General features: G+C 66.8%; 20 protein-coding genes. 9 read left to right on the top strand and 11 right to left on the bottom strand.

All coding sequences use genetic code 11. The features are described from left to right. Positions 1-534: 534 nt before the first annotated feature. Positions 535-1323 carry a DUSAM domain-containing protein gene (locus JRI60_RS52250; protein ID WP_204223650.1) on the bottom strand — a complete coding sequence of 263 codons (789 nt, stop codon included), beginning with the start codon at positions 1321-1323 and terminating at the stop codon, positions 535-537. A gap of 413 nt (positions 1324-1736) precedes the next feature. Here JRI60_RS52250 and JRI60_RS52245 point away from each other — a divergent pair. Beyond that, positions 1737-2554 (top strand): IS5 family transposase gene (locus tag JRI60_RS52245; RefSeq protein ID WP_430384330.1). Its coding sequence is split into 2 segments (ribosomal slippage): positions 1737-2079 and positions 2079-2554, totalling 819 coding nucleotides; the frame shifts between segments, so codons are not numbered across the junction. A gap of 178 nt (positions 2555-2732) precedes the next feature. Here the strand turns inward: JRI60_RS52245 and JRI60_RS52240 are convergent. Together JRI60_RS52240 and JRI60_RS52235 are read right to left on the bottom strand one after the other, a co-directional pair. After that, positions 2733-4604, bottom strand: a complete 1872-nt coding sequence (locus JRI60_RS52240) for a protein kinase domain-containing protein (protein WP_204223649.1) — start codon at positions 4602-4604, stop codon at positions 2733-2735. Between the two features lie 289 nt (positions 4605-4893). Beyond that, positions 4894-5181, bottom strand: a complete 288-nt coding sequence (locus JRI60_RS52235; RefSeq protein ID WP_204223648.1) for a hypothetical protein — start codon at positions 5179-5181, stop codon at positions 4894-4896. A 200-nt stretch (positions 5182-5381) separates the two neighbouring features. On the opposite strand from JRI60_RS52235, the gene JRI60_RS52230 reads away from it, so the two are divergent. Then, positions 5382-7562 carry a tenascin-X gene (locus tag JRI60_RS52230; RefSeq protein WP_204223647.1) on the top strand — a complete coding sequence of 727 codons (2181 nt, stop codon included), beginning with the start codon at positions 5382-5384 and terminating at the stop codon, positions 7560-7562. Positions 7563-9046: 1484 nt separating this feature from the next. Further along, positions 9047-10291, top strand: coding sequence for a transposase (locus JRI60_RS52225; RefSeq protein WP_204223646.1), 1245 nt, complete (start codon positions 9047-9049; stop codon positions 10289-10291). A 24-nt stretch (positions 10292-10315) separates the two neighbouring features. On the opposite strand, the gene JRI60_RS52220 is transcribed toward JRI60_RS52225, so the two are convergent. The 3 genes from JRI60_RS52220 to JRI60_RS52210 form a co-directional block, all read right to left on the bottom strand. Further along, positions 10316-11536 (bottom strand): XRE family transcriptional regulator, encoded by a 1221-nt coding sequence (locus tag JRI60_RS52220; protein ID WP_204223645.1) that lies wholly within the window; start codon positions 11534-11536, stop codon positions 10316-10318. Positions 11537-11556: 20 nt separating this feature from the next. After that, on the bottom strand, positions 11557-12384 hold the full coding sequence (locus JRI60_RS52215) for a hypothetical protein (protein ID WP_204223644.1): 828 nt from the start codon (positions 12382-12384) through the stop codon (positions 11557-11559). Positions 12385-12521: 137 nt separating this feature from the next. After that, the gene (locus JRI60_RS52210; RefSeq protein WP_204223643.1) at positions 12522-12812 is read right to left on the bottom strand and encodes a helix-turn-helix domain-containing protein; all 291 of its coding nucleotides are present in this window, start codon (positions 12810-12812) and stop codon (positions 12522-12524) included. A 104-nt stretch (positions 12813-12916) separates the two neighbouring features. Here JRI60_RS52210 and JRI60_RS52205 point away from each other — a divergent pair, with 104 nt between their 5' ends. Beyond that, the gene (locus JRI60_RS52205) at positions 12917-13468 is read left to right on the top strand and encodes an OB-fold protein (RefSeq protein WP_204223642.1); all 552 of its coding nucleotides are present in this window, start codon (positions 12917-12919) and stop codon (positions 13466-13468) included. A 39-nt stretch (positions 13469-13507) separates the two neighbouring features. Here JRI60_RS52205 and JRI60_RS52200 read toward each other — a convergent pair whose 3' ends face one another. The 3 genes from JRI60_RS52200 to JRI60_RS52190 all read right to left on the bottom strand — a co-directional run bounded on the left by JRI60_RS52200 (position 13508) and on the right by JRI60_RS52190 (position 17534). Further along, complete coding sequence (locus JRI60_RS52200; RefSeq protein ID WP_204223641.1) at positions 13508-15304, bottom strand: serine/threonine protein kinase; 1797 nt, start codon at positions 15302-15304, stop codon at positions 13508-13510. A gap of 12 nt (positions 15305-15316) precedes the next feature. Beyond that, positions 15317-16177 carry a DUF2381 family protein gene (locus JRI60_RS52195; protein WP_343213437.1) on the bottom strand — a complete coding sequence of 287 codons (861 nt, stop codon included), beginning with the start codon at positions 16175-16177 and terminating at the stop codon, positions 15317-15319. Positions 16178-17354: 1177 nt separating this feature from the next. Beyond that, positions 17355-17534, bottom strand: a complete 180-nt coding sequence (locus JRI60_RS52190) for a transposase (RefSeq protein ID WP_204223640.1) — start codon at positions 17532-17534, stop codon at positions 17355-17357. Positions 17535-17955: 421 nt separating this feature from the next. On the opposite strand from JRI60_RS52190, the gene JRI60_RS52185 reads away from it, so the two are divergent. The 4 genes from JRI60_RS52185 to JRI60_RS52170 all read left to right on the top strand — a co-directional run bounded on the left by JRI60_RS52185 (position 17956) and on the right by JRI60_RS52170 (position 21020). Further along, a complete protein-coding gene (locus JRI60_RS52185) occupies positions 17956-18342 on the top strand; it encodes a DUF3592 domain-containing protein (protein WP_204223639.1) in 387 nt (128 codons plus the stop codon). 275 nt (positions 18343-18617) lie between these two features. Continuing rightward, positions 18618-19286, top strand: a complete 669-nt coding sequence (locus JRI60_RS52180; protein ID WP_204223638.1) for a hypothetical protein — start codon at positions 18618-18620, stop codon at positions 19284-19286. A 28-nt stretch (positions 19287-19314) separates the two neighbouring features. Beyond that, the gene (locus tag JRI60_RS52175) at positions 19315-19809 is read left to right on the top strand and encodes a hypothetical protein (protein WP_204223637.1); all 495 of its coding nucleotides are present in this window, start codon (positions 19315-19317) and stop codon (positions 19807-19809) included. Between the two features lie 170 nt (positions 19810-19979). Beyond that, the gene (locus tag JRI60_RS52170; protein WP_204223636.1) at positions 19980-21020 is read left to right on the top strand and encodes a phytoene/squalene synthase family protein; all 1041 of its coding nucleotides are present in this window, start codon (positions 19980-19982) and stop codon (positions 21018-21020) included. 19 nt (positions 21021-21039) lie between these two features. Here the strand turns inward: JRI60_RS52170 and JRI60_RS52165 are convergent, their stop codons facing one another. Further along, the gene (locus tag JRI60_RS52165) at positions 21040-22020 is read right to left on the bottom strand and encodes an aldo/keto reductase (protein ID WP_204223635.1); all 981 of its coding nucleotides are present in this window, start codon (positions 22018-22020) and stop codon (positions 21040-21042) included. 144 nt (positions 22021-22164) lie between these two features. Then, positions 22165-22764 carry a DUF938 domain-containing protein gene (locus tag JRI60_RS52160; protein ID WP_204223634.1) on the bottom strand — a complete coding sequence of 200 codons (600 nt, stop codon included), beginning with the start codon at positions 22762-22764 and terminating at the stop codon, positions 22165-22167. A 158-nt stretch (positions 22765-22922) separates the two neighbouring features. Here JRI60_RS52160 and JRI60_RS52155 point away from each other — a divergent pair, with 158 nt between their 5' ends. Continuing rightward, positions 22923-24425 carry a mechanosensitive ion channel family protein gene (locus JRI60_RS52155; RefSeq protein WP_239470239.1) on the top strand — a complete coding sequence of 501 codons (1503 nt, stop codon included), beginning with the start codon at positions 22923-22925 and terminating at the stop codon, positions 24423-24425. Positions 24426-24582: the final 157 nt, after the last annotated feature.

Here is a 24582-nt window from a genome sequence, read left to right as displayed (position 1 = left end):
GACTGCGCTTACCAGGCGGCGCCGCGCGGGGTGATTCCGGCTGCCCCGCGGCATCCTCGGCAGGGTCCAGGGCCCAGGAGCCCTCCTCCCAGCGTTTCAACGTTTGAGAGGCGGCAAACGCTACCAGACCCTCACCTTTCGCTGCCTCCTCCAAGATTGCTCGAGCCGCCGCCGTGGTCCTCACATCCATGTTTGGATGCGTAAACAGAGTAGCAAGCGCATCCCGTCCAGAATCCCCATGCGCGCACAACTTATCGAACGCGGCCAAGCACCGTTCCGCATGCTTGTTCCCGGTCTTGGCGTCTCCGCGCCATATCGCCGCCGTCTGCGCTTCCACATGCCGCGCGAAGTCCTCAACCCACTTTTCGAGATTCGTCACGATTAGGCTTGGTTGGACTCGATTTTCGCCCAAGCCTCATTCAGTTCCTTCGTCATTTCGATGGCCACTTCTTTGATTTTAGGGCCAAGTGAATCAACTTTATCTGGATGATATAATGAAAGTAGCTTTAGGTGCTCTCACAATAATCCCTGGGGTTACGACTCCAGGGGTGGACTGTCGAGGCCCCTTAGTTGTTCCTCGGCCGCCTGACGGAATCGCGGCACCGTCTCCACGGCGAGCACGTCACGCATCTGCTGGCGCGCACCTTCGAGATCTCCTGCGTCCCGGAGGCTCGTCATCCGGAACAGAGCGTGAGTGAGCCTCTTCTTGCCATTTCGGAAGCGAGAGAGAATCATCGCCATGATGGCCTCTGCGCCTCCCGGGCTCTCGAGGGCCTCTTCCGTCTCGGCCTCGCTGATTCCAGCCGTGGGCGCGGTCCGGCGTAGAAGGGCGATCAGGTCGTCAGTGAGTTCTAGTGCGTGCCCCTGCTGAACACGGCGTTCAAGAACGGCGAGCTGGTCCCGGTCAGGTAGGTTCGCACTCACGCGCCCGGTTGCGCTCACCTCTGCCAGTTGAGTCACCTCTTTGAGTCTCTTTTCAACCTGCTTGATGTAGAGGGGAACAACCTCCACGGCGAGCACGTCGCGCAGTTGCTGGCACGCCCCATCAAGGTCCCCTTTGTCACGAAGGCCAGAACTCTGGCGTAGTGCTCTGGTAACCCGGTCGGAGCCGTCGTTGATGCGCCGCATGGTCTCTTCTAGCAGCGTGGTGGCCATGTTCACGTCTCGGAGGGCATCCTCTGCCTCCTGCTGACTGATGCCCACCTCTTGCGCGGTCCTGAGCAGGAGGGCCCGCGTGCCTTCCGTCAGTTCCAGCGACTCGCCGTGTTCAAACACTCGTCGGGCTAGTTCACGAATGGAATCCCAACTGATTTTGGCCGACACGATTACTCGTCTTCCGGGGGAGGGCACATATCCGCAGGCCATTTGTGCTGGCCCTCACAGCGGCGGATGCAGTCGTAACAGGGCCCGCCCCAATTGTCGTCCACGCAATGGACGTAGTTCTTGATGCACTCCTGCTTCCACTCCGGAAGGTCTTCGTTGTTCTCGAACTCCTGATCGTCGATTTTCAGCGAAATGTCCCGTAGGACCAGGATCACGTCCGAACGGCTGGCGGTGCAGTTCTCCAGAGGGCTCAGCGGGTACTTCTTTATGCAGCAGTCCACTGTTGAGAGCTCGTTTCAAAAATGGACCAGGGAGCCTAGGTCATCTGACCTGCCTCCCCGGGATTGTTTCATAAATGAACCGCAGAGGTATCCAGACTTCCCTCTACGTACCTGGTGCTCATCCTCGCAAGCATGAGGCGCGAACTGGTCCCGGACGAGCTGTGGGCGAGGGTGGAGCCGCTGCTGCCACGACATCGCCGCAAAGGGAGAAGAGGTCGTCCATTGCGCGACGATAGGGCGTGCCTGCGGGGCATTATCTTCGTGCTCAGGACGGGCATCGCCTGGAGAGACCTGCCAGCCGAGGTGTTCGGGTGCAGCGGGGCGACGTGCTGGAGGAGGCTGCGAAAGTGGAGCCGAGCAGGAGTCTTCGAGAAGCTCCAGCGGGTGTTGCTGAACGAGTTGGGGCACAAGGGGCTCATTGACTGGAGCCGGGCCTCGTTCGACTCCAGCAGCCTACGGGCGATAAAAGGGGGGCCCAAACAGGCCCGAATCCAACGGACAGAGGAAAGGCGGGCAGCAAGCACCACCTGGTCGTAGACCGCCGGGGCCTGCCGCTGGCCACCTTGCTGTCGGCCGCCAACGTGCACGACAAGCGCGAGGCGCTGCCGCTCCTCGACGCCATCCTCCCCATCAAGGGGCCACGAGGCAGGCCACGCAGGCGTCCGGCGAAAGGGCACGGCGACAAGGGGTACGATTATGCCGATACCCGCCGGGGATTACGGAAGCGCCACATCGTTCCCCGCATCGCCCGCCGAGGCGTGGAGTCGAAGGAGCGTTTGGGACGCCATCGCTGGGTGGTGGAGCGCTCCCTGGACTGGTTCCACCAGATGAAACGCCTGCGGATTCGCGAAGAGCGGAACCCACAGATGCACCTGGCACTCCTTCGCCTTGGCCACTGCCTCCTTCTCTATCGCGTGCTTGAGCGCCATTTACGAAATGGCCCTGAATAGGCAGGGCATGTTACCTGACCTCTCAGGTCCATTTTTGAAACGAGCTCTGAGTCTCCTGGTCGGCATGCGATGGCCGCTGCACAACCCGACACGAGCCCACCTATGAGGACAACTACCCAGAGGCGCGGACTGGAATTCTGCTTTTCCATCCTGGAGCGGGGTGTGACGGTGGGGGGACTCACTTCTCGGGGATGTCCGTCAGCGCCAGCTTGAACTGCGCTGTCTTGCCCACCTCGATGGGCACCGAGAGTTCCCTCTTCTTCTTGTCCGCTCCCTTGATCAACAGCAGGTGCTTGCCCACCGGCACCGGCACCTTGAACAGCGGCGTCTTGCCCAACGAGCGCCCGTTCAGGAACACCTCCGCCTCCGGCAGGATGACCAGCGTCAGCGCCCCCTGCTTCACACTCCTCGGGGACTCGCCGTCACCGTCCTTCTTCGCCGCTGCCGGCGTCTCCTTCCCATCCTTCGTCTCCGCCTGCGGCTTCGCGTCCGCCTGCGCGCTGGCTCCCGCCGACGACTCCGCTCCGCCCGCCTTCCGATCCCCGCCCTCCAACTGGATGGGCGTCATCGGCGATGGGTCTCCCACGAACACGGCCGGCGCCCCGGTCGCCTCCTGCTCCTTCATCATCGCGACCACCTTCACCGCGCCGAAACCCAGGCCTCCTCCCACCACCAGCAACACGAGGATCGCCCCCCAGAACCTTCCCGCCCCCGCCTTCCCTTGCGGCTCCGTGGCCCCTTGCTCCTTCGCCGCCACGGGCTCCTTCGGGCCCTCCTCCTCCTTCGTGGCACGCATCACCCTCCGGCCCGTCGTGGCGACCGCCCGCGTACCCGCCGCCGGCGCCTCGAGCCTGGCCGTGTCGCCCGGCTCCCGCCCTACCTCCTCACGCCTCCGTCCCTGCACCGGCTGCTTCGAGCGCTCGCGCGCCGCGGGCTGCCTCTCCGCTCGTGCCGGGCTCGGCTCCGCCGGCTCCCCGCCGGTACCCACCTCCACCGCGCCTCCCAGCATCCGCGCCGTCCCCGTGTCCACCTGCGCGCTCGCCTCGTCCGCGCTCTCCAGCAGCCGGCGCGTTACCTCCATCCGATCCTGGAAGTGCTCGCGCATGAAGGCCGCTCGCTGCTCGGCGTCGAACAGCAGGGGACCCGCAGCCGCCTCGATCGCCCTCGCCATCTCCCGGCCGTTCGCGTAGCGCTCCTCCCGCTTGCGCGCCAACGCCTTGAGCACCGCCGTCGACACCTCGGACGGAATCGCCGGCACCAGCGCCGTCGGCACCGGAATCGGCGCGTCGAGGATCATCTCCATCTCCTGACGCTCGCTCTCCCCCGCGAACAGCCGCCTGCCCGTCAGCAGCTCGTGGAGCATCACCCCCACCGCGAACAGATCGCTCCGCCCATCCAGCGGCTCGCACCGCACCTGCTCCGGTGACATGTACCCCGCGGTACCCTTCACCATCCCCACCTGCGTGCGGCTGGCCCCGTCTCGCGCCTTGGCGATCCCGAAGTCCAGCAGCTTCACCACCCCGTCGTACGCCACCATCACGTTCTTCTGCGCCACGTCCCGGTGGATGACGGGGTAGGGCTTGCCGCTCGGCGTCGTGAAGGTGTGCGCCGAGTGCAGCGCCAGGCACACGTCCCTCACCACCGACAGGCTGAAGCCCGCCGGCAGCGCCACGCCCCTGCGGCGGCACACGGAGCTGATCTGGTTCAGGTTCTGCCCCGCGATGAACTCCATCGCCAGGAAGAGGCCCTCCTCGTCCTGCCCCAGCTCGAACACCTGCCCGATGTTCGCGTGGTTGAGCGCCGCGGTGATCCGCGCTTCATCCAGGAACATCTTCTCGAACTGCTCGTTGCTGCGCGCGTCCGGAAGAATCCGCTTGAGTGCTACATACTTGCGAAACCCGCCCGGTCCCGACGTGAAGCCCAGGAAGAGCTCCGCCATCCCCCCCACCGACAGCTGCGCGAGCACCTGGTACCTTCCGATGCGCTCGCCAAAGTGCAGATCGATGTTGGGGGAGCTCAGCGTCTGAGGCTCTTTGGCCGGTCCGGACATGGCCGCGGAGGATAGCCCACACACCCTGTGGACGGCCTGTGGATGGCTGTGGGTCTCCCTGTGGATAACCCGGCCACCTCACCCACCCCTGTGGAAGCCCGGGGATAAGCGCCAACTTCCCCACATGTAGCACATTCTGGAATCCTGAATGATTCCGAGTGCTTCCAGACTTTTCCACAAGCCCACAGCCCCTGCTGTTACCCCTGTTTGATCAATACCTCTCTTACTCTAGTGAAGAAACAGAGGGGCCTGGGGACAACGGGGAGTTGTGGAAAGGCAGCCGGGTGGCTCAGTGCCGGCCCCGCACCAGCGAGACGAGCGAGAGCAGGGCGCGCGAGGCATCCAGCTCGATGCCCACGTCGCAGCCGGCCAGGAAGAACTCGAGGGTGACGGGGCCCTGGCGCGGCAGCAGGCAGCGCTCGTGCCAGGCCTGGACGGCCAGCCGGAAGAGCTCGCCCAGCAGGGTGTGGCGGACGTCCGCGGGCAGCTGATCCATCCGCGGCTGCAGCGCGAGCGGGATGTAGACGGTGAAGGCCTGCGCCAGTTGCTCGGAAATGGCGGATTCGATGGAAGCCATGTCCGGGAGCCGTGCGAGAACCGTACCGGCACCGGTTCCAGTGTTTCCGGGGGGTTGGCGAGGCTCCCCACCCCGGGAGACCGTAGAAACGCCAGTGCCCCCGAGGGTGATGCGGTGAACGGGTAAGTCCGGAAAGCAGGGGAGCCCCCTCGCGGTCCGGAAGACGGAGGCCTATCTCCCGGGCACCCGGGAGCTCACCGATGACGCGCGACACGAGAGAAGGAGGGTGGAAGCTGGTGTGGGTGGTCCTGCTCACGGGGCTGCTGGGGGCCTGCCATGAGGAGAAGCCGCCGCTGGTGGGGTCCTCTGGCCAGGTGCGCTTCTCGCAGCAGGCACTGGCCTTTCCGGCCACGTACGTGGGTGCCTCGCGGGAGGGCACGGTGCGGCTGGTGAGCGCGGGCCGGGCCCCGGTGCGGGTCGAATGGGACCCGGTGCCCGAGCCCTTCCGGGTGGAGGGGCTGCCCGAGCGGGTGGAGCCCACGGGGGAGCCCACGGTGCGGGTGCGCTTCGCCCCCACGGCGGCGGAGCCGGTGCAGGTGACGCTGGTGGGCCGGGACGAGGAGGGCCGCACGGTGACGCTGCGGCTGTCGGGCGAGGGCCGGCCGGTGCCCGCCTGTCCCACGCCGGTGGCCTGCCACCGCTTCCGCTTCGACGTGGTGAAGGAGGAGTGCGTCGAGGAGGTGCTGGCGGACGGCACGGGGTGCGATCCGGGCAACCAGTGCGTGCTGGACGCGGTGTGCCGGGAGGGCCGGTGCAAGGGCCGCGAGCGCGTCTGTGATGACGGGAATGCGTGCACCACGGATGTGTGCGCCCCGCTGGACGGGTGCCAGTCGGTGCCGGCGCCGCCGTGCCCGGGGGATGGGGCATGCCAGGAGGGCTACTGCGACGCCCGGAAGGGGTGCCAGCTGCGGCCAGCGGCCAATGGCACCTTCTGTGGAGAGGCGCGCGGGTGCGATCTGGCGGACGTGTGCGTGGAGGGCGCGTGCGTGAAGAGGGATCCGCCGGACCGCTTCGTGTGCGCGCCGGCCTCGCCGTGCCAGGACGAGGGCCGATGCCAGGGCTCGGTGTGCATGCGGCCGCCGGCGAAGGTGTTGGAGCCGGGCTGGACGTACGACGCGGCGGCCGAGGGCAAGAAGCTGCACGACCTGATGGTGGGCCCCACGGGGGACCTGACGCTGTCGGGCTACTTCGCGCCAGCGGTGCTGGGAGCGACGGAGGCCTCGCGGTTGGAGACGCCGATGTCGGGTCGGCGATGCATGCTGTGGAACGAGCGGCTGCTGTGCATGGACGTGCCGAGGCAGGGGCAGGTGTCGCTGATGGAGCGGGCGACGGGGACACCGCGGTGGTCGTTCGACCTGGCGGGAGCGCGGCCGGACATCGCGGCGAAGACGTCGACGCTCTTCCTGGCGAGGCTGGCGGTGATGGCGCCGGATCGGCTGGCGGCGCTCTTCGAGGCATACCCGGTGGGGCAGGACTCGAGGACGCAGTGCCGGCTGTATTACCTGGTGGTGCTGGACGCGATGGGAGGGATGGTGTCGGCGCAGGCCCTGGAGGATCCGCTGCTGTCCGAGTGCAACCACCCGCACCCGTTCGGACTGGCGTCGGACACGGTGGGGGACTTGTACGTGACGTTCTCGCCGACGTTGAACACGGGGGCGCCGCTGAGGCCGGGGTCTCCGACGCTGGTGATGGCGTTTTCGTCGGACGGGGTGCCGCGCTGGAGGAGGACGCTGGCCTTCGGAGGAGGCGAGCTGGGGCTGGTGCGGGGATTGCTGATACCCGAGGGAGGCACGGAGCCCCTGCGCACGTCGGACGGTGGAGTGGCGGGGACGCTGCCGTCGAAGCTGGGACGGGCGGTGGCGACCCAGGAGGTGCTGGTGCCGAGCCCCGAGGGAGCGACGGTGAACCCGGACGTGGTGCCACCGGAGTCCACGCGGCTGCGGGGGTACACGGTGCCGGGGCTGGCGCCGGCGTGGACGTACACGCTGCCGGGGGGAGCGAGTTTCACGTCGAAGGAGCTGCGGCTGGGGACGTGGCCGGAGGGTGGGGTGGCGCAGCCGCTGGTGCTGGGCTTCGCGGCGGAGGGAGTGAAGCCGGTGCTGGTGGGGGTGAGGGCGAAGGACGGGAGCGAGGCCTTCCGCTGCGAGCTGGGCTACACCCCGAGGACGGTGCCGCAGCTGTTCGAGCTGGGTCCGGGGTCGCTGACGTTGATGGACGGAGCGACGACGTGCGGCGAGTGCGATCCACCCTTCGCGGAGAGCAGGGCGCGCTTCCAGCGCTTCATGCTGCCGAAGCTGGAACCGGCGGAGGCGCCCTGGCCGGGTACGTTCGGCGGACCGGGGCACGATCATCACGAGGATCCGGTGCGCGCGGTGCCGTGAGAGGAGCGCCTGGAGGCGTTGCCTCGGCGCTCGAAGGACTCTACTGGTTACAACAGGCTCTCACCTGGCCGTAGTAAGGCGGACCGTCTGTCATCATGCACCTGCGGGAGCTGAGGCGAAGCCCTCCGTAATCCGCGCAGAACTGTTCGGCCTGGTCCGTGGCCAATGCGCAGGCTTCCTCGGAGGAGATGGAGGAGACCGCGGTATACGTGGGGCCACACGTCAGCCCGGACTGAATGGTGGCCTGCTCTTGCACGGGTGGTGCGGTCAGGTCGCCGCAATCTGGCAGAATCGGGCACTGCGTGAGGGTGTCGTAGCAGATGCCACAACCACAATAGACTCTTGTATTCGGCCCACACTCATCACTGGCGACCTTCATCGGTACATCCGCCAGTTCTTCCTGCTTCAAGAGCTCTCCGCATCCCACCAATGCTGTCAGCACTGCCAGAGTCGAAAAGAACCGCATCGAGACACCCCACCTGGGACTGAAGCCTGTTGCTCACCATGAGCTGCATCAGTCTAAGCCAGGTGGGGGAAGTCCTTTCAGGAGGGAGGTCCCGGTCGCGCTCGGGAGCAACTGGTCTGACTGTCGGACCAGTTCGTCCGGAGCGCGCCCGGAAGGTGCCCCATCCTTTCCTGCCTGCAAGAGCGCCCCTGAAAGAACCTGCTCCAGCTGGCTTGGGTCGAAGTTCGAATTTCGACCTTACCCATTTTTTGAGCCGCCCGCGGCCAGCCGCACCCGCCGCGGCGCCTGACCCAGGGAGGTTTCATTCCACGCCGGGGCGCCCCTCCAATTCCACTACATGGATGTCGGTACCGAAATGTAAGTAATTGACTCGAATTGCGAGTGTCATTTTTTGCGGCAGGGGCGAGGCCTTTCTCGGGCAAGCTCTCCAACTGCAGTGGTGAGCCCGCTTCCCCTCCCGTTTTCCCTCCTGCGTCGTGCGCCCCCGGCACTCTGCGTGCTGCGGCCGAGCGCTGACGCCTCTTCTCCGCTGCCCTTACGCGTAAGGGTCTCCACTCCTCTCTTCCTGGAAGGCCCGGGTGCGCTCTTCTGCGCGGCGCCGTGCAGTCGCTCCAGGCCGCGAGGGGCGTGGTGTCAGCAATGCGGCTTCCGCGCTGCCGTTCAATAATAGACGGCTATTGACGTGGAGTGCGGCGTCCCCATCTTCGGGGGCAACTGGTGGTGGGCTACCGCGTGAGTGGGGTTGGCACGGAGCTCACTGAGGCCACGAGAGCTTGCCGTTCGGCAAAAACACGGGGCTGAGGGCCTGGCACTGAGGAGGTGCAGCCGAAGGAGACGGGCGAAGAAAAAGGGCCGGACCTGGAAAGTCCGACCCTCACTCCGGGCGGCGGAGCTGCTGGAACAGCCCTGCCTACCCATTCACAGCTGGAACCGGCACTGGAATGCCTGCTCCCGTCCTTGCTAGGGGACACGGGGAACGTAGGCACCTTCGGCGCACGAGTCCAGCGTCGGGAGAGGTGTGCCTCGCGAGAAGTCCATCGCTGAGCGTTTCGACGCTTACGTGGAGAGGGTGGGAGGGCGGCTGTACAAGCCGTGCCGCCGCTTTCTGCGCGAGGCCCTCTTCGGGCTCGTGGACAAGAGGAGCGTCCTCCTCTCTCAAATCGGCCGGGCGCTGAGGGAGGACTCCCGCCTCATTCACACGGAGAAGCGCCTCTCGCGCAACCTGGCCAACAAGCGCTACGACGACGCCGCCGTGGAGGAGGACTACCTGCGCCTCGTGGCCCCCATCCTCCGGGACGAGCGCTACCCGCGGCCCGTCATTGCCGTGGACCTCACCGACATCGCCAAGTCCCGCGCCCGGAAAATGCCGTACCTCTACAAGGTCCACGACGGCTCCAAGGACGAGATAGCCAAGGGGTACCAGGTCGTCTCGATAGAAGCTGTGGGCGTGCGAGGCCGGCGCCTTCCGCTCGTCTCCCGGCTCTTCTCGCAGTCCGCGCCGGGCTTCAAAAGCCAGAACGCCACCACCCTGGAAGCCGTCGCCACCGTCGCCCCGCACGTCCCGGAGGACGCCTTCTGGGTGTTCGACTCCGGCTTCGACGGACGCGTCTTTCTGGAGCGCCTCGACGGGCTCGGTATCTCCTACGCGGTGCGCGTCAAGCTCAGCAACAACCGCTTCGTCCACACCCCTGAGGGGAAGATGAAGGTGCGCGAGCTGGTGGAGTTGCTGCCGCAGCCGCACACCCACCGCACGAAGTACCACCGCCCCGACATCACGGGCAGGAGGCAGTCTCTCAAACTCGGCTTCGTCCGAGACGTGCACCTGCCCAAGTACACTTCCGGGGGCCGCCCCTCCAAGAGAAAGCTGGGCGAGAGGCGCTACTCCCTCGTCGTCGCCCAGGGCATAGGGCTCAAGCCGCTCGTCATCCTCACCACCGAGGACGTCCAGACGAAGGAGGACGCGGCGAGGGTGGTGGACATCTACTTGGAGCGGTGGGGCATCGAGGAGGCCAACAGGTTCTTGAAGCAGGGCTTCAAGTTGGAGATGGTCCGCGCCCTCACGTGGACGGGGCTGAAGCGGATGGTGCAGCTCGTCCACCTTGCGTACGGCTTCCTCGCGCTGCTGGTGCACGGGCCGCGGGCGCAGGTGGAGCGGATTGCCTCCACCTTCAAGGCCTTCGGCCCAGTGCCGGAGTACATGTACTACCGGCTGCTCGAGGGCATTGGCGAGCTTCTCCGGGCCACCATGGACGGGGGGCCGTGAATGTCACGGACATATGAGCTGCCGTCATCGACGGGGAAATGGAACGATCTCCCCGAGCGTGCCGCGCTCATGTCGAGTTGGCGTTGGCTCTGATGGTGGTTCCGATGGTGTTTTAAAGCTCAGTACAATTACGTCACTCACTACGGCTCCATGATTTTTGCTGAAAAGGTTGGGGGAGATCCCCGTCAATCGCTCCAAATCGCTTAGTGGGTACGGAAGGAGGTCCAATGCCGCATCAGGTCCCCTTCCATTCACAAGCAGTTCGATAGCTAATTTCAGCAATCGTGGTTTCTCTACCTCCACGGCGTTCTCGAACGGTTCATTTAGCCGATAGCCTCGACGGTTGTAGTTCACCATCAAGTGCCGTTCACGCTCTGGGGGGATTAGCCCGAGCGTGGCTGCCCGCTTGACCATCATCTTGATGGAGACCTTCCAGCGCAGCTTCAGTGGCTGAAGAGCGTCGAGGTCCACAAGCAACACCTCTTCCATAAATGCGCTCTGCGGGAAGAGAAATGCACCCGCGAAACGGTGTGCTTGGTCCTCGAAGAGCCGCCAGTCCGCTCCATTCCTGAGTCGCTCTGCAGGCACCGCTCGGTGGAGAATGAGGTGACCCAATTCATGTGCAGCATCGAATCGCGAGCGAGCTCCTGAACCGCGATCTGCTGCCAGCATGATGGTCGGCCTCTCACCGCGCCAATGAGAAAGACCGTCCAGCCGTGGCTCTCCAAGCTCGCAACGCACGACAATAGCGCCCTTATTTTCAAGCAACTTTACGACGTTGCTGATGGGGCCATCCCCGAGTCCCCAGTATCTTCGCACCTGGGTAGCCAACTCTTCGATGCGCTCACCGGTAAGGGCTTCTGGGTTGGGAATATCGAACTTGGGGAAATCCACCTTCTGGAGACCCATCACACCAGAGAGTTCACTCGCGACATCACCTGCCCACTTGGCTTGGCGATCTGCGCGCGTGCTCAAAATGGGAGAGACCGAACGGGGTGCGCGACAAAATGTCGTGCTCGGCTTTGGTGCATTATCCGGCCAAAAAAAATACCGCTCGGGCAAGCCAAGCACTGTGGCAATGCGCGTGAGTGTCTCTGGGCGAGGAGTGCTATCTCCGAGTTCGAAGCTGGCAATGCCCGACCGTGTCAGTCGAGTCACTTCTTGCGTCAATCCAGTCACCTGGTCGGCAAGCGCAAGCTGAGTGAGGCCCCGTGCTTCCCGCGCCTCTATCAGGCGCGTACGCACGAAGCCAGGAGTCCCAAGTTTCATCCTTCACCCTGCCCCTCTTTCTTCTGGGCAAACAGGTTCATCTGGAGTTCATCGTCAATGATCTCCTCATCATGCTGCTGAGTCGAAACGCTCATCTGGAGCTCATCGCCGATGACCTCCTCCCCAACCTTCTGCGGGGCCGCCAAGTTCATCTGGAGCTCATCGCCGATGACCTCCTCCCCAACCTTCTGCGGGGCCGCCAAGTTCATCTGGAGCTCATCGCCGATGACCTCCTCCGCGATCTGCCGGTAAAGGAGCTGTGACAGCCGCGCGGTGAGGTCTATGGACTCCGTGAACAACTCGCGACCACCCGGGAGAGGAAACGCAATCCTAGCGAAAGCAGGAAAACCGGTCCTCTCATCCACTGGACCATAGAGCAACTGGGCGTAAACTCCAGACGGCCTCTCCTTGTCAGGGCGCGACGGCGTTTCCTCCATGAAGTAGAAGCGCCCCTGTGCTGACTCGTGGGTCAACCCCTCACGAAAAATTGCGTAGCGAGGCAGTTCTCTCAACTCCCGAACCGCGTGCACAGTCAGAAGAACCGGACCAAATATGCCCTCGGTGTGCTTCGAGTTGTCGGACGCATTGGGCATTCGATGCGCTTCTCCTCCATGCAGCCCGACCAGATGGAAGAGTAGGTCCTCAATGAGGCCTCGACGAAAATGGGGGAGGGCATCCCGGGCCATCTCCGGGGACATCGACCCGCTCACCAACTCTTTGGCGCGCTTGATGCGTTTGACCAAGAGTCTCAGCCAGTCGTCGATGAATTTACTGGGTACATGTTGCTCGAAAATCTTACGTGCACCCACATAGCGCTTCGCCATCCGGCCCTCGGTGTCGGATACCTACTCGGCCACTTATAGGCATATTTCGATGGTTTTTGCCAGTAATGATGTGCGAGGACTCGGCGATAAGTCGCACCGGGACCATGCTCAGCAGAACAAGTCCATGCTTTGGGGCATCACTCGTCCGCGTGGGCCTTGCTTGGGTATTTGAAGAGCTGCACCACATCCACCTCAAGGCCCTCGCAGAGGCGGGCGAGTGAGGTGAAGGTCAAGTTCACGTCCTCCCCCTCCACGCGCTGGAAGAGGCGAGTCGTCATGCCACAGCGGTGCGCCGCCTCCTCCTGCGTCCAGCCCTTCTCTTCGCGGAGACGCCGTACGGCCGCTGCCAGCCGCGCCTGTAGGTCGCGGTAGGCAGCGCTCTCGTACTGCTCGGCCCGCTCAGGCCGGCTTCGGCGGGGCCGTGGCATCTTGCGGCGGACCGTAGGAGCGCCTACAACGGGCGGACCACGTCGCTAGCGTCGTGTCGCTAGCGCCGTGAACGTGGCAGCAGCCCCCTCCCCGGAGAGCACAAATGGCGGTGGTGAAGTGCAAGCAGTGTGGTGGTGAAGTGGCACCCAACGCGGCGGCCTGCCCTCAGTGCGGAGCAGCGCGGCCCCGAGGCGTCTCCACGGGCAAGGTGCTGGCCATCGTGGGAGTGAGCCTGGGCGCGCTCTGCTTCATCCCCTGCCTCATCGGCGGGGTGGTGTCGGCGTTCAACGGCGGCTCCACCTCCGCCGCCAGGGCGAGCCTGAGGCCCACGGAGGCCGCCAAGTCCGTGGATATCCGCACCCTCCTCTCCGAGTACCGGGACAACGAGGTGCGCGCGGACGCCAACTACAAGGGCCGCATCATCGAGACGACGGGCATCGTGGACGACGTGAAGCGCGACATCGTGGACCAAATCTACGTCACGGTGGGCACCGGCCGGCAGATTGAGATCCCCGTGGTGCAGTGCCTCTTCGATGATGCCCACGTGCAGAAGGCCGCCTCCCTCTCCAAGGGCGCGCGCGTTACCGTCCGCGGGCGGGTGGACGGGCTGCTCATGAACGTCGTCGTGCGAGAGTGTGAATTCGTCGGGCTGTAGTCGCTCGAGCTCGGAGCCGCCTCTTCGGAGCCCCGGGCCTCACGGCCAGCGCCAGACGGGGCTCACCGGCAACTCGCGCGCCAGCACGGTGGCGCCGGGCTTGGAGCCCTCCACCATGGGCACCCGCCCGTCCCTGTCTCCCAGCACGATGCACACGGGGTACTTCCGCCCATCGGGCAGCACGGCCTGGGTGTAGCGGCCCAGGACAGCTGGGAACTTCTCAGTCCCGGCAACCTCGTAGATGCCAGCTCCCGTCCAGAGGCGTCCGTGGAGCACCGTCCCCTCGGGCAGGTTGCCGTCTCCCTCCACGAGACGCCCGGTGACGGGACCGTCCTGGTAGATACCGGCCTCGCTGGCGTCGCCGGGCTGGTTGATGTCCACGACGGCCCGAAGCGGGCTGCCCGTCCGAAGCTTCAGCTCCGCCATGGCCTCGGCCGCCTCCTTGGGGCAGTCCTCGGGCTCCGGGGGCCTCACCTGCACGGCGGGGCAGCCAATGCCGGCGACGGCGCACAGCCAGGCGGCGAGGACACTCGAGGAGGGGGAGGGGGAAGTGGTGGACACGGGCGGACTTCCTTTCTCGGCATGGCCAGACCGAGGCGGGAGCGCCTCGGGGAGAGGCGCGAGTGTGGAGCGCGCCAGCCACAAGACAAGGCCGACTACAGTCAGGCCCGCCAACAGCACCCGGGGCCACCTTGCGTGCCGGGGACTGCCAGGAGTAGCCGCCAGGGCCTCCTGCGGCTGCGGAGCCTCCTCCGGGGCCACGCGGGCCGCTTCGGGTGGCTGGGCCTCTGGGGCCGCGTGGGCCGTTTCGGGCGGCTGGGCCGGCGGAGCCACCTCTTCCTGGGGCGCCGGCTCCACCGGGCCCAGCTCGGCCTCGAAGAGCGGCACCTTCCAGGCGGAGGAGCGCCTCTCCTGCTCGGCTGCTTGCTCCAGTGCCTGCAGCAGTGCCCCGGTGCTGGGGTACCGGTCCTCCGGCTTCTTCTCCAGCAGCCTTAAAGCAATCTCGCTGAGGGAGCGCGGCGCCAGGGGGTTGAGGAGGTGGGGCGGGGCCGGGGAGACGGTGGCGATGGCGGCCACCAGCTGCTCGTCCGGCAACTCCGGGCTGAAGGGGTGCAGGTCCGTGAGGGCCTGAAAGAGCAGCACCCCCAAGGCGTACAGGTCCGCGGGTGCGCCCCCGTGGAAGGGCACCCCCTTCTTCCACGCCGCGGAGCGTGTGTAGGCCAGCAGCTCGGGCGGCAGCAGGTGCATGACGCCCTCGGGCACGCCCAGCGTCTTGGTGAGGGTGCCGGGCAGCCGCACGGTGCCGAAATCGATGAGGAAGGGGCGCCCGTCCTCGCGGCGGATGAGGAGGTTCTCCGCCTTCAAGTCCCGGTGGTACACGCCGCGCTGGTGCAACACACCCACGGTGCGCACCACGTCGGAGAAGGTGTCCACCAGCCTGGCGGCGTGAGGGGGCGTGCGCCAGCGCCACTGGTGCCAGTTGTCCCCGTCCACGTAGTCGGTGACGAGGAAGGGGTAGCCCTGGGTGGGGTTGGGCCAGCAGTCCACCGCGTGCAGGCGCACCAGGTTGGGGTGGGAGGCGTAGGTGAAGAGGGCTGCCGCCTCTCGCGCCAGCCGCCGGTAGGCGCTCTTCTCCTCCACGTACTCCTCCTCCGAGAGCTCTTCCTGGGCCTCGGAGAGGGGGAGGAGCCCCATCTTCAGGGAGTAGGGCCTGTTGTCGCGCTCCACCAAGAAGACGCGGGAGGAGCCGCCACGGCCCAGTACCTGGACGATGCGCCAGGGCCCCACCATGTGGCCGGGTTGGAGGAGGTCGGGATGCAGGGCTTCCGCCGTCATGGGCTGGCGCTCCTACAGCTTCACTTGGGGAAGGGAGAGACGCCGGGTGCCGCTCTTGTCCAGCAGCTCCAGGCGGAGGAATTCGCCCGCATCCCAGAAGGGGGCCTCCGTCTCCAGGGCTACGAGGCCCTCCTCCCCGGGCCCGAGCTGCGCCTTGTCCATGTCCACGGAGCGCACCTTCACGGGCGTGCCGTTTGGCCGAGTGAGCCGCGCCTCTCCCGGCCCCCAGGGCTTCTGTCCCGGGAGGTTGCGCACGCGGACGACGGCGAGCGCCCAGGTGCTGGCGCGGTACGCCTCCCCCTTCACCACCTTCAGCCCATTCTGAGGCCCCGTGGGAACGAGCTCGATGGGCCGGGCCTGTACGCCCTCGAGGTCCAACCGCCCGGAGAAGACGAGCCCGGCGGGCCCACTCGCGCCCTGCAGCGCCGCCAGCGCCGCCTCCCTCTCCGCCAGGGCCGCTTCCAGCGCCTCCACCGTGCGTGGGCGGCGCACCACCTCCACCTCCTTGTCCACCAGGGAGGGGTGGGAGACGAGCACGAGCGTGGCCACCGTGGGGGAGGCCCCGTCCCGGTAGCGCACCCGCACCACCAGCTTCTCCTCGGCGCCCAAATCCACGGAGGGCTCCAGTGCGAGGAGGCGCTCGCCTACGTCCACCCACCGGAAACGCGCCGGCCGGCCTTCTACCTCCACCGAGGCCCTCTCAATGGGGGCGTCGAAGCGCAGGTACGTGGCGACGTTGGCTGCCACCCGCGCCTCCGGCACCGGCTCGTTGGGGTTGCTGGGGAGGACGACTTGGCGTTGCTGCTGCTCGCGGGCGGACGGCGGAGTCTGCGCTGCCGCCGGCGTCGCCAGGGAGAGGGGGAGGAGGGCCAGGAGAAGGGGTGATGGTAATGTCAGTGGGGGTGACCTCGCCGGTCTACCCTAGCAGATGCCGCACGCGGAGCGGCCAGCGCTGTGCGTCAGATGTGGCAGCGCGCTCACTCCACCACGACGAAAACAATTCGCTGGACCCACGCGTTAGCGAAGAGGCCAGAAGCAACTGCGGCGCCCAAGAGGTGGACGGCGGAGGAGAAGCTGCGCGTGCTGGCAGCGGCCCATGGCTTGGAGGAAGGCAGGCACCGTGCTTCAGGACTCAAGCTGAGCAGTTCGGGGCGTTGGTGCTGCCAACACCCTGGCCGTTCACTTCCGTGCGCCAACTACGCCGCGATGGTGCCTAGTTGCACAGCCTCAGGCGACAATGGCGGCATGCCCATCCACCACTTCCTCGTTGTCCTCCTCGTTGCTCTGGCTGCACCCCTCCAGTCCGCACTCGCCGCGTGCCAGTGCTTCCAGGAGACGGCCACCAGCCCAGAGTTTGGCTACCTCGAACTCGTCCCGGTTCCCTGCACCTCAACGCCCCCGGACCACGGCTGGCTCAAGGTGCCACCGGACGGGAATGGCAACCCGAGCCCGCCCATGTACGTTGCACTTCGCTCGTCCCGAAACCTCTCAGGCATGGTCCTCCTCTACGCCGGGGAATGGTCGCCCGGAGTGCCGAGGGTTACGCTGTCGGCGTGTCTGTGCTGTGGCTGTAGCAATCAGCCGCCGCCCCTGAGCTTCGACTTCCAGCCACCAGACAGCGCACGGCCAGGGTGTCCCAGCACCACGTACGGAACTTATGGAGTTGCATTCAACACTTCGTGCTACACGGCAGAGCACCGCGCTTTACAAAATGCAAAGAACCAAGCTGCCGCGACGTGCGGGGCAGCTGGACTCTGTGGTGCGACGACACAAGAGACGAGCTGCACACGGCTCTCGTGGAAGGAATTTGCAGCAGAGGTGAGCTACTCCTTTCAATGCTTCGGAACCGTCAACCTCTGCCAGTAATGGCGCAGGGACCCAGCCCGCGCAGAGACGAAAGAAAAGCCCCGGCCCAAGGAGACTTCGGAGCCGGAGCTGTCGTCGCAGTGCGTTTAGGCGAGTGATGATGCCCAGGGCGAAGTGGAGCATCGCCAAGTAGGTGTCCTCACGCTTCTCTCAGCGTACCAGCAAACGACGGAACCGGTTGAATCTAGGAGTGGGTGCGTTCCACCACCCAGCGGCGCGCCTTCTTGAGCCCGCCTCGCTCAAGTGGCTCGTGCGGCTCACCGCGACGAGGCTGGTGCAGGGTGAAGCCATACCGGCGGGCCAGGGCACGCACCTCGTCGTAGTCATAGCCCTTGTCCACGCACAGCCCCTGCTTGCGTCGCACGCCAGGACGAGGGCGCCGCACCGGCAGCGACTGGAGCGTCTGGCCATCAGCTTGTGGTCGTTGACGTTGGCGCCTCCGACAGCCACGCCCAAGGGTGCACCTCGCCCATCCGTCAGCAGGCTCTTCCGGAAACGCAACAGGGCGGGATGAGCTACTGCCCACTCGCCCGCCCTGCGCCCACTTGCGGTGTCAGGTACTGATCTCGCCGTGAACCCGCGAGCTTCTCACCCGCGGCCTGGGCCCGCACCCTCGGGCCCAAAAAAATGGGTAAGGTCGAATTCGAATCCTTTGACACCGTCTCTGGGACACCATCTCTGGGCGCGCTGCTGCTCTGGATCGCCATTCGTGGCCGCCGCCAGTGATGAGCTGCTAGGCTCTCTCAATGTCCTCTTCCGACTCCGAGAGTCGCTTATTCTGGGTCATGATCGTCATCGCCGTGGCCACCCTGGCGTTTAGCGGCTTCGAATTCCTGCGCACCTTTCGGTTCGTATTGTACGCCGAGGCGGCGCAAGCAGTGGTGGTCTCTAGCAGCCGGGAGCGCGGCCAATACCTCATGTTCAAGGGCTACCCGGAGAGGGTCACGTTCTCGGATTCATCCGGCAACGAGCACACCGCCGCCATCTACTATGGGCAGCCGGGCCTCCATCGGCTGGGGAAGACCGTCAAGGTTCTGTACAAGGAGTACGACCCGGTCGGTACCGCGCGCTACGGGGACGCGAGCCAGCTCTGGCTCCTGCCGGGCGCCTTTCTGTTCGTCGGCGCCATGGGGCTGTACAGCGCGTTCGTGGTCCGGAACCGCGGCTACTGAGGGTGGAATCCCCGCCGCGCTCCCATGAGGTGAGCGGCAGGGGCCTGGGCACGGAGTCCCTGAACCATGTTCTGGGGAAGGTCGAACTTCCTGTACCTGGCCTCGAGTCGGAGCGGGAATCCGAGCTTGGCCTGTTGCTCACGACGTTGGAGCAGGTGCTCCCCTCGGCTTGAGGGTTGATTCCCAAGGGCCTCGGAGTTCCTGGGGCCCGCTCCCGGAGCATCCGAGGGAGCATGCGTGCCTGCCCCTCACCCGCGCCCCTAGCTTGAGAGGTGGTGACGAAAGGCAGGTCCACCTTGACGCAGCCCGCTTCCCCGAGGCGTGGTGTCCTCGCTTCGCTCGTGCTGGTGCTCGCGCTGGGCCTCGGCTCCTCCGCGGCGGCCGAGGTCACCGTCTCCGGTAGAGCGCTCCTTCTCCTCGCGGTCGGTGAGCGCCGCCTCCAGGTTCGAGTCGAGTCCAAGCGCATCTCCGGTGGAGGCCTCGAGCTGCGCCGCACCGGCAATGGCCTCCGGGGCACCCTGAGAAACCTCCCCGTGGAGCTGACGTGGGACGAGGACGGCAACATCACCGGCCGGGCGGCCGGCGCGTCCGTGGAGCTCGTGGCCCTTCCTCGCTCGCCCCAGCCCGGGATGGAGCTGCGCGGCTGGTTCGGCGCGGACACCGCCGAGCTGTCATTGACACCCACGGGAATCGCCGGCTCGGTGGGAGGCTGCGGCTACTCGCTGCCCCTGGCCGGCAATCACTACTCTGGCTGGCGCACCTGCGATGAGACCCGAGGCCCTCCCGTCCCCGTGACGCTGCGCATTCCCAGCAACGTCATTCCTCTCGCGCAGATCGAAGAGGGTGCCCTCCTGGCCCTCCTGCTCTCGGACGAGGCCCTCCCGCCGGCCTCCTCCGCGGGGGAGTCGCCGGGCCAGGGCGGCGCGGGCGCTCCATCTCCATAGGAGGGCAGAGGCAGCACAGGAGGTACCCATGGCAGGCAAGGCGTTGGCATGGCTCGCGGTGCTCGGGCTGGTGGGCCCGGTGGCGGGCGCGCAGGAGGTGCTGAGCGGCGATCGCGGCAAGGTCGACGGGCAGCAGCTGCCAGAGGACATTCCCGACAACATGGACGATTTCCGCCAGACGCCGCAGTCGGACGACTCGCCCGTCACGCTGGAGTCCGAGGAGGGCACGGGTGGCTCCGGCCTGGCCGGCACCGGCGAGGAGGGCGAGCTCCACGGCGAGGTGGTGAACGTGCGAGGGGACCAGCTCTGGCTGCGGCACGGAGGGGCCGTCTTCCCGCTCGAGCTGACGGAGGACACGCGCTTCAGCCCGGACCGGCGCCAGGCACTCCAACCCGGGCAGGAGGTGCGGGCGCGCTTCACCCTGGAGGAGGAGGGTTATGTGGTGAACGCCCTCGAGCCACTGAAGCGTGACGCATCCGGGCAGAAGTCGGGCACGGAGCAGCGAGAAGCGCCGGAGCGGTGAGGGGCGAAGGGATTCCGTGCACCTGGAGCCCGGGTGGGGTTGAATCCCGCGCCTCTGTGACGTGAGGGGAGAGCGATGGACGAGCGACAGCCGGGGAGCCCGGTTCCGGGGGTGGGAGCAGCCAGGGAGCGAGGGGTGGTCGTCTCTTGGAGCTGAGCCTCTCGCCGACCATGTCGCCGCGGAACGAACCCGACGCCGTCTCCTTCTGTCGCGAGGTGCTGCCCGCCGTGTCGCGCACCTTCGCGTTGAACATCCCGGTGCTGCCCGGCCCGTTGGACACGGCGGTGATGGTGGCCTACCTGCTGTGTCGGATCGCCGACACGCTGGAGGACGAGGCGCACGGCCCGGCGAGCGCGGCGCTGCTGACGGAGCTGGCGCGGTTGAGCACGTTGCCGGAGGGGTGGCAGGCGGACGCGAAGCGCTTCACCCAGGAGGCGCTGCGGGTGCTGCGGGCGCAGACGCCGGCGGCCGAGCTGCGGCTGCTGGAGGGGACGCCGAGGGTGCTGGAGGCGCTGGCGGTGCACGAGGCGCCGGTGCGTGGGCACGTGGCGGCGTGCGTGGCGACGATGACGGAGGGGATGGGGAGGATGGGGGACAAGGGCCGCGTCTCGGGAGGAGGCCTGGGGCTGGAGAGCCTCGAGGAGACGATGCGCTACTGCTACTACGTGGCGGGGACGGTGGGGGAGATGCTGACGCGGCTGTTCACCTGGTACTCGCCGGCGGTGGCGGAGCGGGCGGAGAAGCTGGAGCCGCGGGCGGTGGCGTTCGGCAACGCGTTGCAGCTGGTGAACATCCTCAAGGACGTGCGCGAGGATCTGGAGCGGGGGAGCTGCTGGCTGCCGAGGACGGTGTTGGCGGAGTACGGGCTGACGCCGGAGTCCCTGCTGCAGCCGGACAAGCGGGACGAGGCGATGAAGGCGCACGGGAAGCTGGTGGCGGTGGCGCACCGGGAGCTGCGCCAGGCCTTCGAGTACGTGATGGCGCTGCCCCGGGAAGAGCACGGCATCCGGCTGTTCTGCCTCTGGCCGCTGTTCCTGGCGGTGATGACGCTGCGCAAGGTGTATGGGAACAAGGCGGTGCTGGAGAAGCAGCCGGTGAAGATCTCCCGGCGGACGGTGAAGTGGGTGCTGGGCTCGACGAAGCTGCTGGTGGCGCGCGACTCGGTGCTGAAGATGATGTTCGCGGCCCTCACCGCCCCGTTGCCGGCCTGAGCCAGCTGATTCGAGTGGCTCAGTTCCAGGGCAGGGCGGAGCGCTTCGCCCAGTAGGTCTCCGGGGTTTCGACAAGGCTTTGCAATTGCTCCCACGCCTCGTCCCCGAGCTTCACCTCCAGCGCACGCAGGTTGTCTTGGAGTTGTTCCACGGTCGTGGCCCCGCTCAGCACCACGGACACCCACGGCCGCGCGAGCACGGCGGCAATGGCCACCGCGTCCACTCCGACTCCCAAGCCCTCGGCTACCTCGCGCAGGGGGCGCAGGCCCGGATCCTCGTTGCGCCCGGTGAGCCGCCCGTTGGCGACGGCCTCCTTGATGATGACGCCCCAGCCCGCCGCATGGGCCTCGGCGAGCGCGGGACCCGCGGAGCGCTCGAGCAGGTTCCATGTCGCCTGCACGCACGAGAACAAGGGGGACCCTCCGATCCGGATGTCCAATGCGCGCCGCAGGACCTCCGCTTGCCGGGGTCCACTGAGCGTCAGTCCCACGCGCACGCCCGAGTCCCTCAGCTTCCCGAGCTCCTCCAGCACGCTCGTGTCATCGAGCACCCCGCTCTCGAAGGTCGCGGAGTGGACTTGATACAGCCGCAGCCAGGATCCGAGCAGTGCCCGGCTCTCCTCCCATTGCCGGCGGAGGGTGGGGAGCGAGTGGTCCTTCACCTCGTGGCGCTCGGCCTCCACGCGCCAGTCGGCGGTGTACGTATAGCCCCACTTGGAGCCGACCACGACCTCCCCGGGGCGCACGCCACGAGAGGCCAACCACGATGAGAGGAATTGCTCGGCCCGGCCGTAGGAGCGCGCGGCGTCCAGGTACCTGATGCCCGAACGGTACGCCGCATCCAGCACCTCATGGGCCTGGCGCTCCATGGCCTCGACGGAGCGATCTCCACCGAGGTCCTTCCCATGTCCGAGCGTGATGTACCCGGGACGGCCGAGTGCGGCGAGTCCCAGTCCCAGGGGAGACACGGTGGGCCCGGAGGCCCCGAGGGTGCGTGACATGGCCTCCTGCCTAACCCGAAGCGACGGGGTCCGGGGAGGCTTCCGTGAAGCCTCCGCGCGGGAGTGGACGCCGAGGCTGTGGAGAAGTTGGGGAGGATTCGGGACGGGCACTCCCCTGTGGAGAAGTTGGGGAGGATTCGCCGCTCACCCGGCGCGCTTGCGGAAGACCACGGTGAAGTTGTTGTTGGGCATGTCGACCACGCGGTCCCGCTCCAGCCCGTGGGCCCGGGCCTCCTCGGTGACGGCGCCCAGCTCGCGCACGCCCCAGGTCGGATCCCTCTCACGCAGCGAGGCGTCGAAGGCGAGATTGCTCGGCGCGGTGGGCCGGCCCTCGATGAAGTACGCCCCGTAGAGCACCAGGGGCCCGCCCGGAGGCAGCACCCGGCCGGCGCCGCGCATCAATCCCTGGCACGCCTCCCACGGGGAGATGTGAATCATGTTGATGCAGACGATGGCGTCCGCGGACTCCACGGGCCAGGTGGAAGCACTGGCATCCAACGCCAGCGGAGGGCGCAGGTTCGGGAGCCCTTCCTCCTGACGCCAGGCCTCGATGCTCTCGCGCGCGGAGGGGTCCGCGTCGGTGGGTTGCCACACCCGCTCCGGGAAGGCGCGAGCGAAGAAGACGGCGTGCTGGCCCGTGCCGCTGGCCACCTCGAGCACGGTGCCCCGAGGTGGCAGCACCTCACGCAGGACGGAGAGGATGGGCTCGCGGTTGCGCTCGGCGGAGGGGGCGTGACGTTTCATGGCTCGGGCTCGGAGGATGAAACCCTCTTCTATCCGGGCGAGCCTCGGATTGTGAATCGAACGAAAAATTCGCGCCTCCCTCCCTCTCCCGCCGGGAGAGGGGCGGGGCGAGGGTCTCCGTCCCCGTGCTCCACCCGTGAAGCGAGACTCCGCGTGCCTTGACCCTCCGAGCGGCGGGAGAGCAGGCTCGCGGCGTGCTTCCCTTCCTGCAGAGCCACACCTCCCTGGCGGTGGGAGTCATCCTCACGCTGCTGGTGCTCGCGGCTCGGGCGCTGAGCTCGGATCAACAGCTGCGCAAGGATCTCAGCGGGGGGCTCGGCTTCCTGATGACCTTCCTCGTGCTGCGCGCGGTGGATGCCGAGCTCGGACCGCTCCTGCATCCGCGGGCGCGCCAGCTGCTGGGCATGGCGTGGATGCTCACCTTCGCCTTCGGTGGCATCCGCACGGTCGTGTCCTTCGGCCTGTTCCTGCTGCGCCTGCGCTCGCGCATCCCCCAGCCGAAGATCCTCCGCGACGTCATCGACGTCTCGCTCTACATCGTTGCGATCATCTCCATCCTCAAGACGCAGTTCGACGTCGACCTGACGAGCCTGCTGGCGACCTCCGCCATCCTCTCGGTGATGCTCGGTCTGGCGCTGCAGGACACGCTGGGCAACCTCTTCGCGGGCCTGTCGTTGCAGCTCGAGCGCCCCTTCCAGGTGGGGGACTGGGTCACCATCCGGGACATCACCGGCCGGGTGGTGCAGATCGCCTGGCGCGCCACGCGCATCGAGACGGGCCGCAAGGAGATCGTCACCCTGCCCAACAACATCTGTTCGAAGGAGGCGGTGAAGAACTACTCGCGGGCGGCGCAGCCGGTGGGCGCCGACGTCTACTTCCATGCGCCGTACGATCGGGCGCCCAACGAGGTGAAGGAGGCGGTGCTGGAGGCACTGGAGCACGTGCCGCTGGTGCTGCGCGAGCCTCAGCCCATCTGCCGCACGTGGGGCTTCGACGAGGTGGGCATCCGCTACCAGATCCGCTACTTCGTGGAGGACTTCGGGCAGGCGGACTGGGTGATGGAGGAGATCTACACCCGGCTCTGGTACCGCTTCCGGCGCGAGGGAATCGAGCTGCCCTACCCGAACCGGAAGATGCACATGAACAGCGGTCCGGCGGGTTCGGACTTCCCCGAGGAGGTGGTGGCCGAGATGCTGCGGCGGGTGGACCTCTTCAAGGTGCTGCGGGAGGAGGAGCGGGCGGGGCTGCGGCGGGAGATGGTGCCCAAGCGCTTCGCCCGGGGCGAGCACGTCATCGAGCAGGGCGAGCACGGCAACACCTTCTACCTGGTGGGCCGGGGAGAGCTGTCGGTGCGCGCCAGCGGGGTGGAGGTGTCACGGCTCACGCGGGGCAACTACTTCGGCGAGATGTCGCTGCTCACGGGCGAGCCGCGCACGGCCACCGTGGTGGCGCTCACGGACGTGGTGCTGCTGGAGCTGGACCGGCCGGTGTTCGCCCGCCTCTTCAGCGAGCACCCCGAGCTGGCGCCGAAGCTGTCGGGGATGCTGGCGCACCGGCGCACGCAGCTGGACGCGGTGATGACGGCCTCGGGCGACACGCCGCCCATCACCGAGGAGAGCCACATTCTCGGCCGGCTCAAGAGCATCTTCCGGCTCAGCTGAGACCGGGCAAACCTTGCCCGGTAGAGGGGCTGGCACCGGGCAAGTCTTGCCTGGTGCTCGGGCAAGATGTTGCTTTCCACGGGGTGCTCCACCTCGCGATGCCCGTTGGTAGGGCGCTTGCAACAGGCAACCCCGTCAGGAGCGCTCGGGCGCTCGG

The sequence above is a fragment of the Archangium violaceum genome, from assembly GCF_016887565.1.
Classification (GTDB): domain Bacteria; phylum Myxococcota; class Myxococcia; order Myxococcales; family Myxococcaceae; genus Archangium; species Archangium violaceum_B.
Note: the sequence above shows the minus strand (reverse complement) of the source record. Positions and strands in the feature narration are given on the sequence as shown.

Coding starts and splice junctions, on each gene's coding strand:
- JRI60_RS52205 (WP_204223642.1), top strand. CDS start 12,917: ATGGCGGTGGTGAAGTGCAAGCAGTGTGGTGGTGAAGTGGCACCCAAC.
- JRI60_RS52175 (WP_204223637.1), top strand. CDS start 19,315: ATGGCAGGCAAGGCGTTGGCATGGCTCGCGGTGCTCGGGCTGGTGGGC.
- JRI60_RS52230 (WP_204223647.1), top strand. CDS start 5,382: ATGACGCGCGACACGAGAGAAGGAGGGTGGAAGCTGGTGTGGGTGGTC.
- JRI60_RS52170 (WP_204223636.1), top strand. CDS start 19,980: ATGTCGCCGCGGAACGAACCCGACGCCGTCTCCTTCTGTCGCGAGGTG.
- JRI60_RS52210 (WP_204223643.1), bottom strand. CDS start 12,812: ATGCCACGGCCCCGCCGAAGCCGGCCTGAGCGGGCCGAGCAGTACGAG.
- JRI60_RS52240 (WP_204223649.1), bottom strand. CDS start 4,604: ATGTCCGGACCGGCCAAAGAGCCTCAGACGCTGAGCTCCCCCAACATC.
- JRI60_RS52200 (WP_204223641.1), bottom strand. CDS start 15,304: ATGACGGCGGAAGCCCTGCATCCCGACCTCCTCCAACCCGGCCACATG.
- JRI60_RS52160 (WP_204223634.1), bottom strand. CDS start 22,764: ATGAAACGTCACGCCCCCTCCGCCGAGCGCAACCGCGAGCCCATCCTC.
- JRI60_RS52165 (WP_204223635.1), bottom strand. CDS start 22,020: ATGTCACGCACCCTCGGGGCCTCCGGGCCCACCGTGTCTCCCCTGGGA.
- JRI60_RS52215 (WP_204223644.1), bottom strand. CDS start 12,384: ATGGCGAAGCGCTATGTGGGTGCACGTAAGATTTTCGAGCAACATGTA.
- JRI60_RS52235 (WP_204223648.1), bottom strand. CDS start 5,181: ATGGCTTCCATCGAATCCGCCATTTCCGAGCAACTGGCGCAGGCCTTC.
- JRI60_RS52185 (WP_204223639.1), top strand. CDS start 17,956: ATGATCGTCATCGCCGTGGCCACCCTGGCGTTTAGCGGCTTCGAATTC.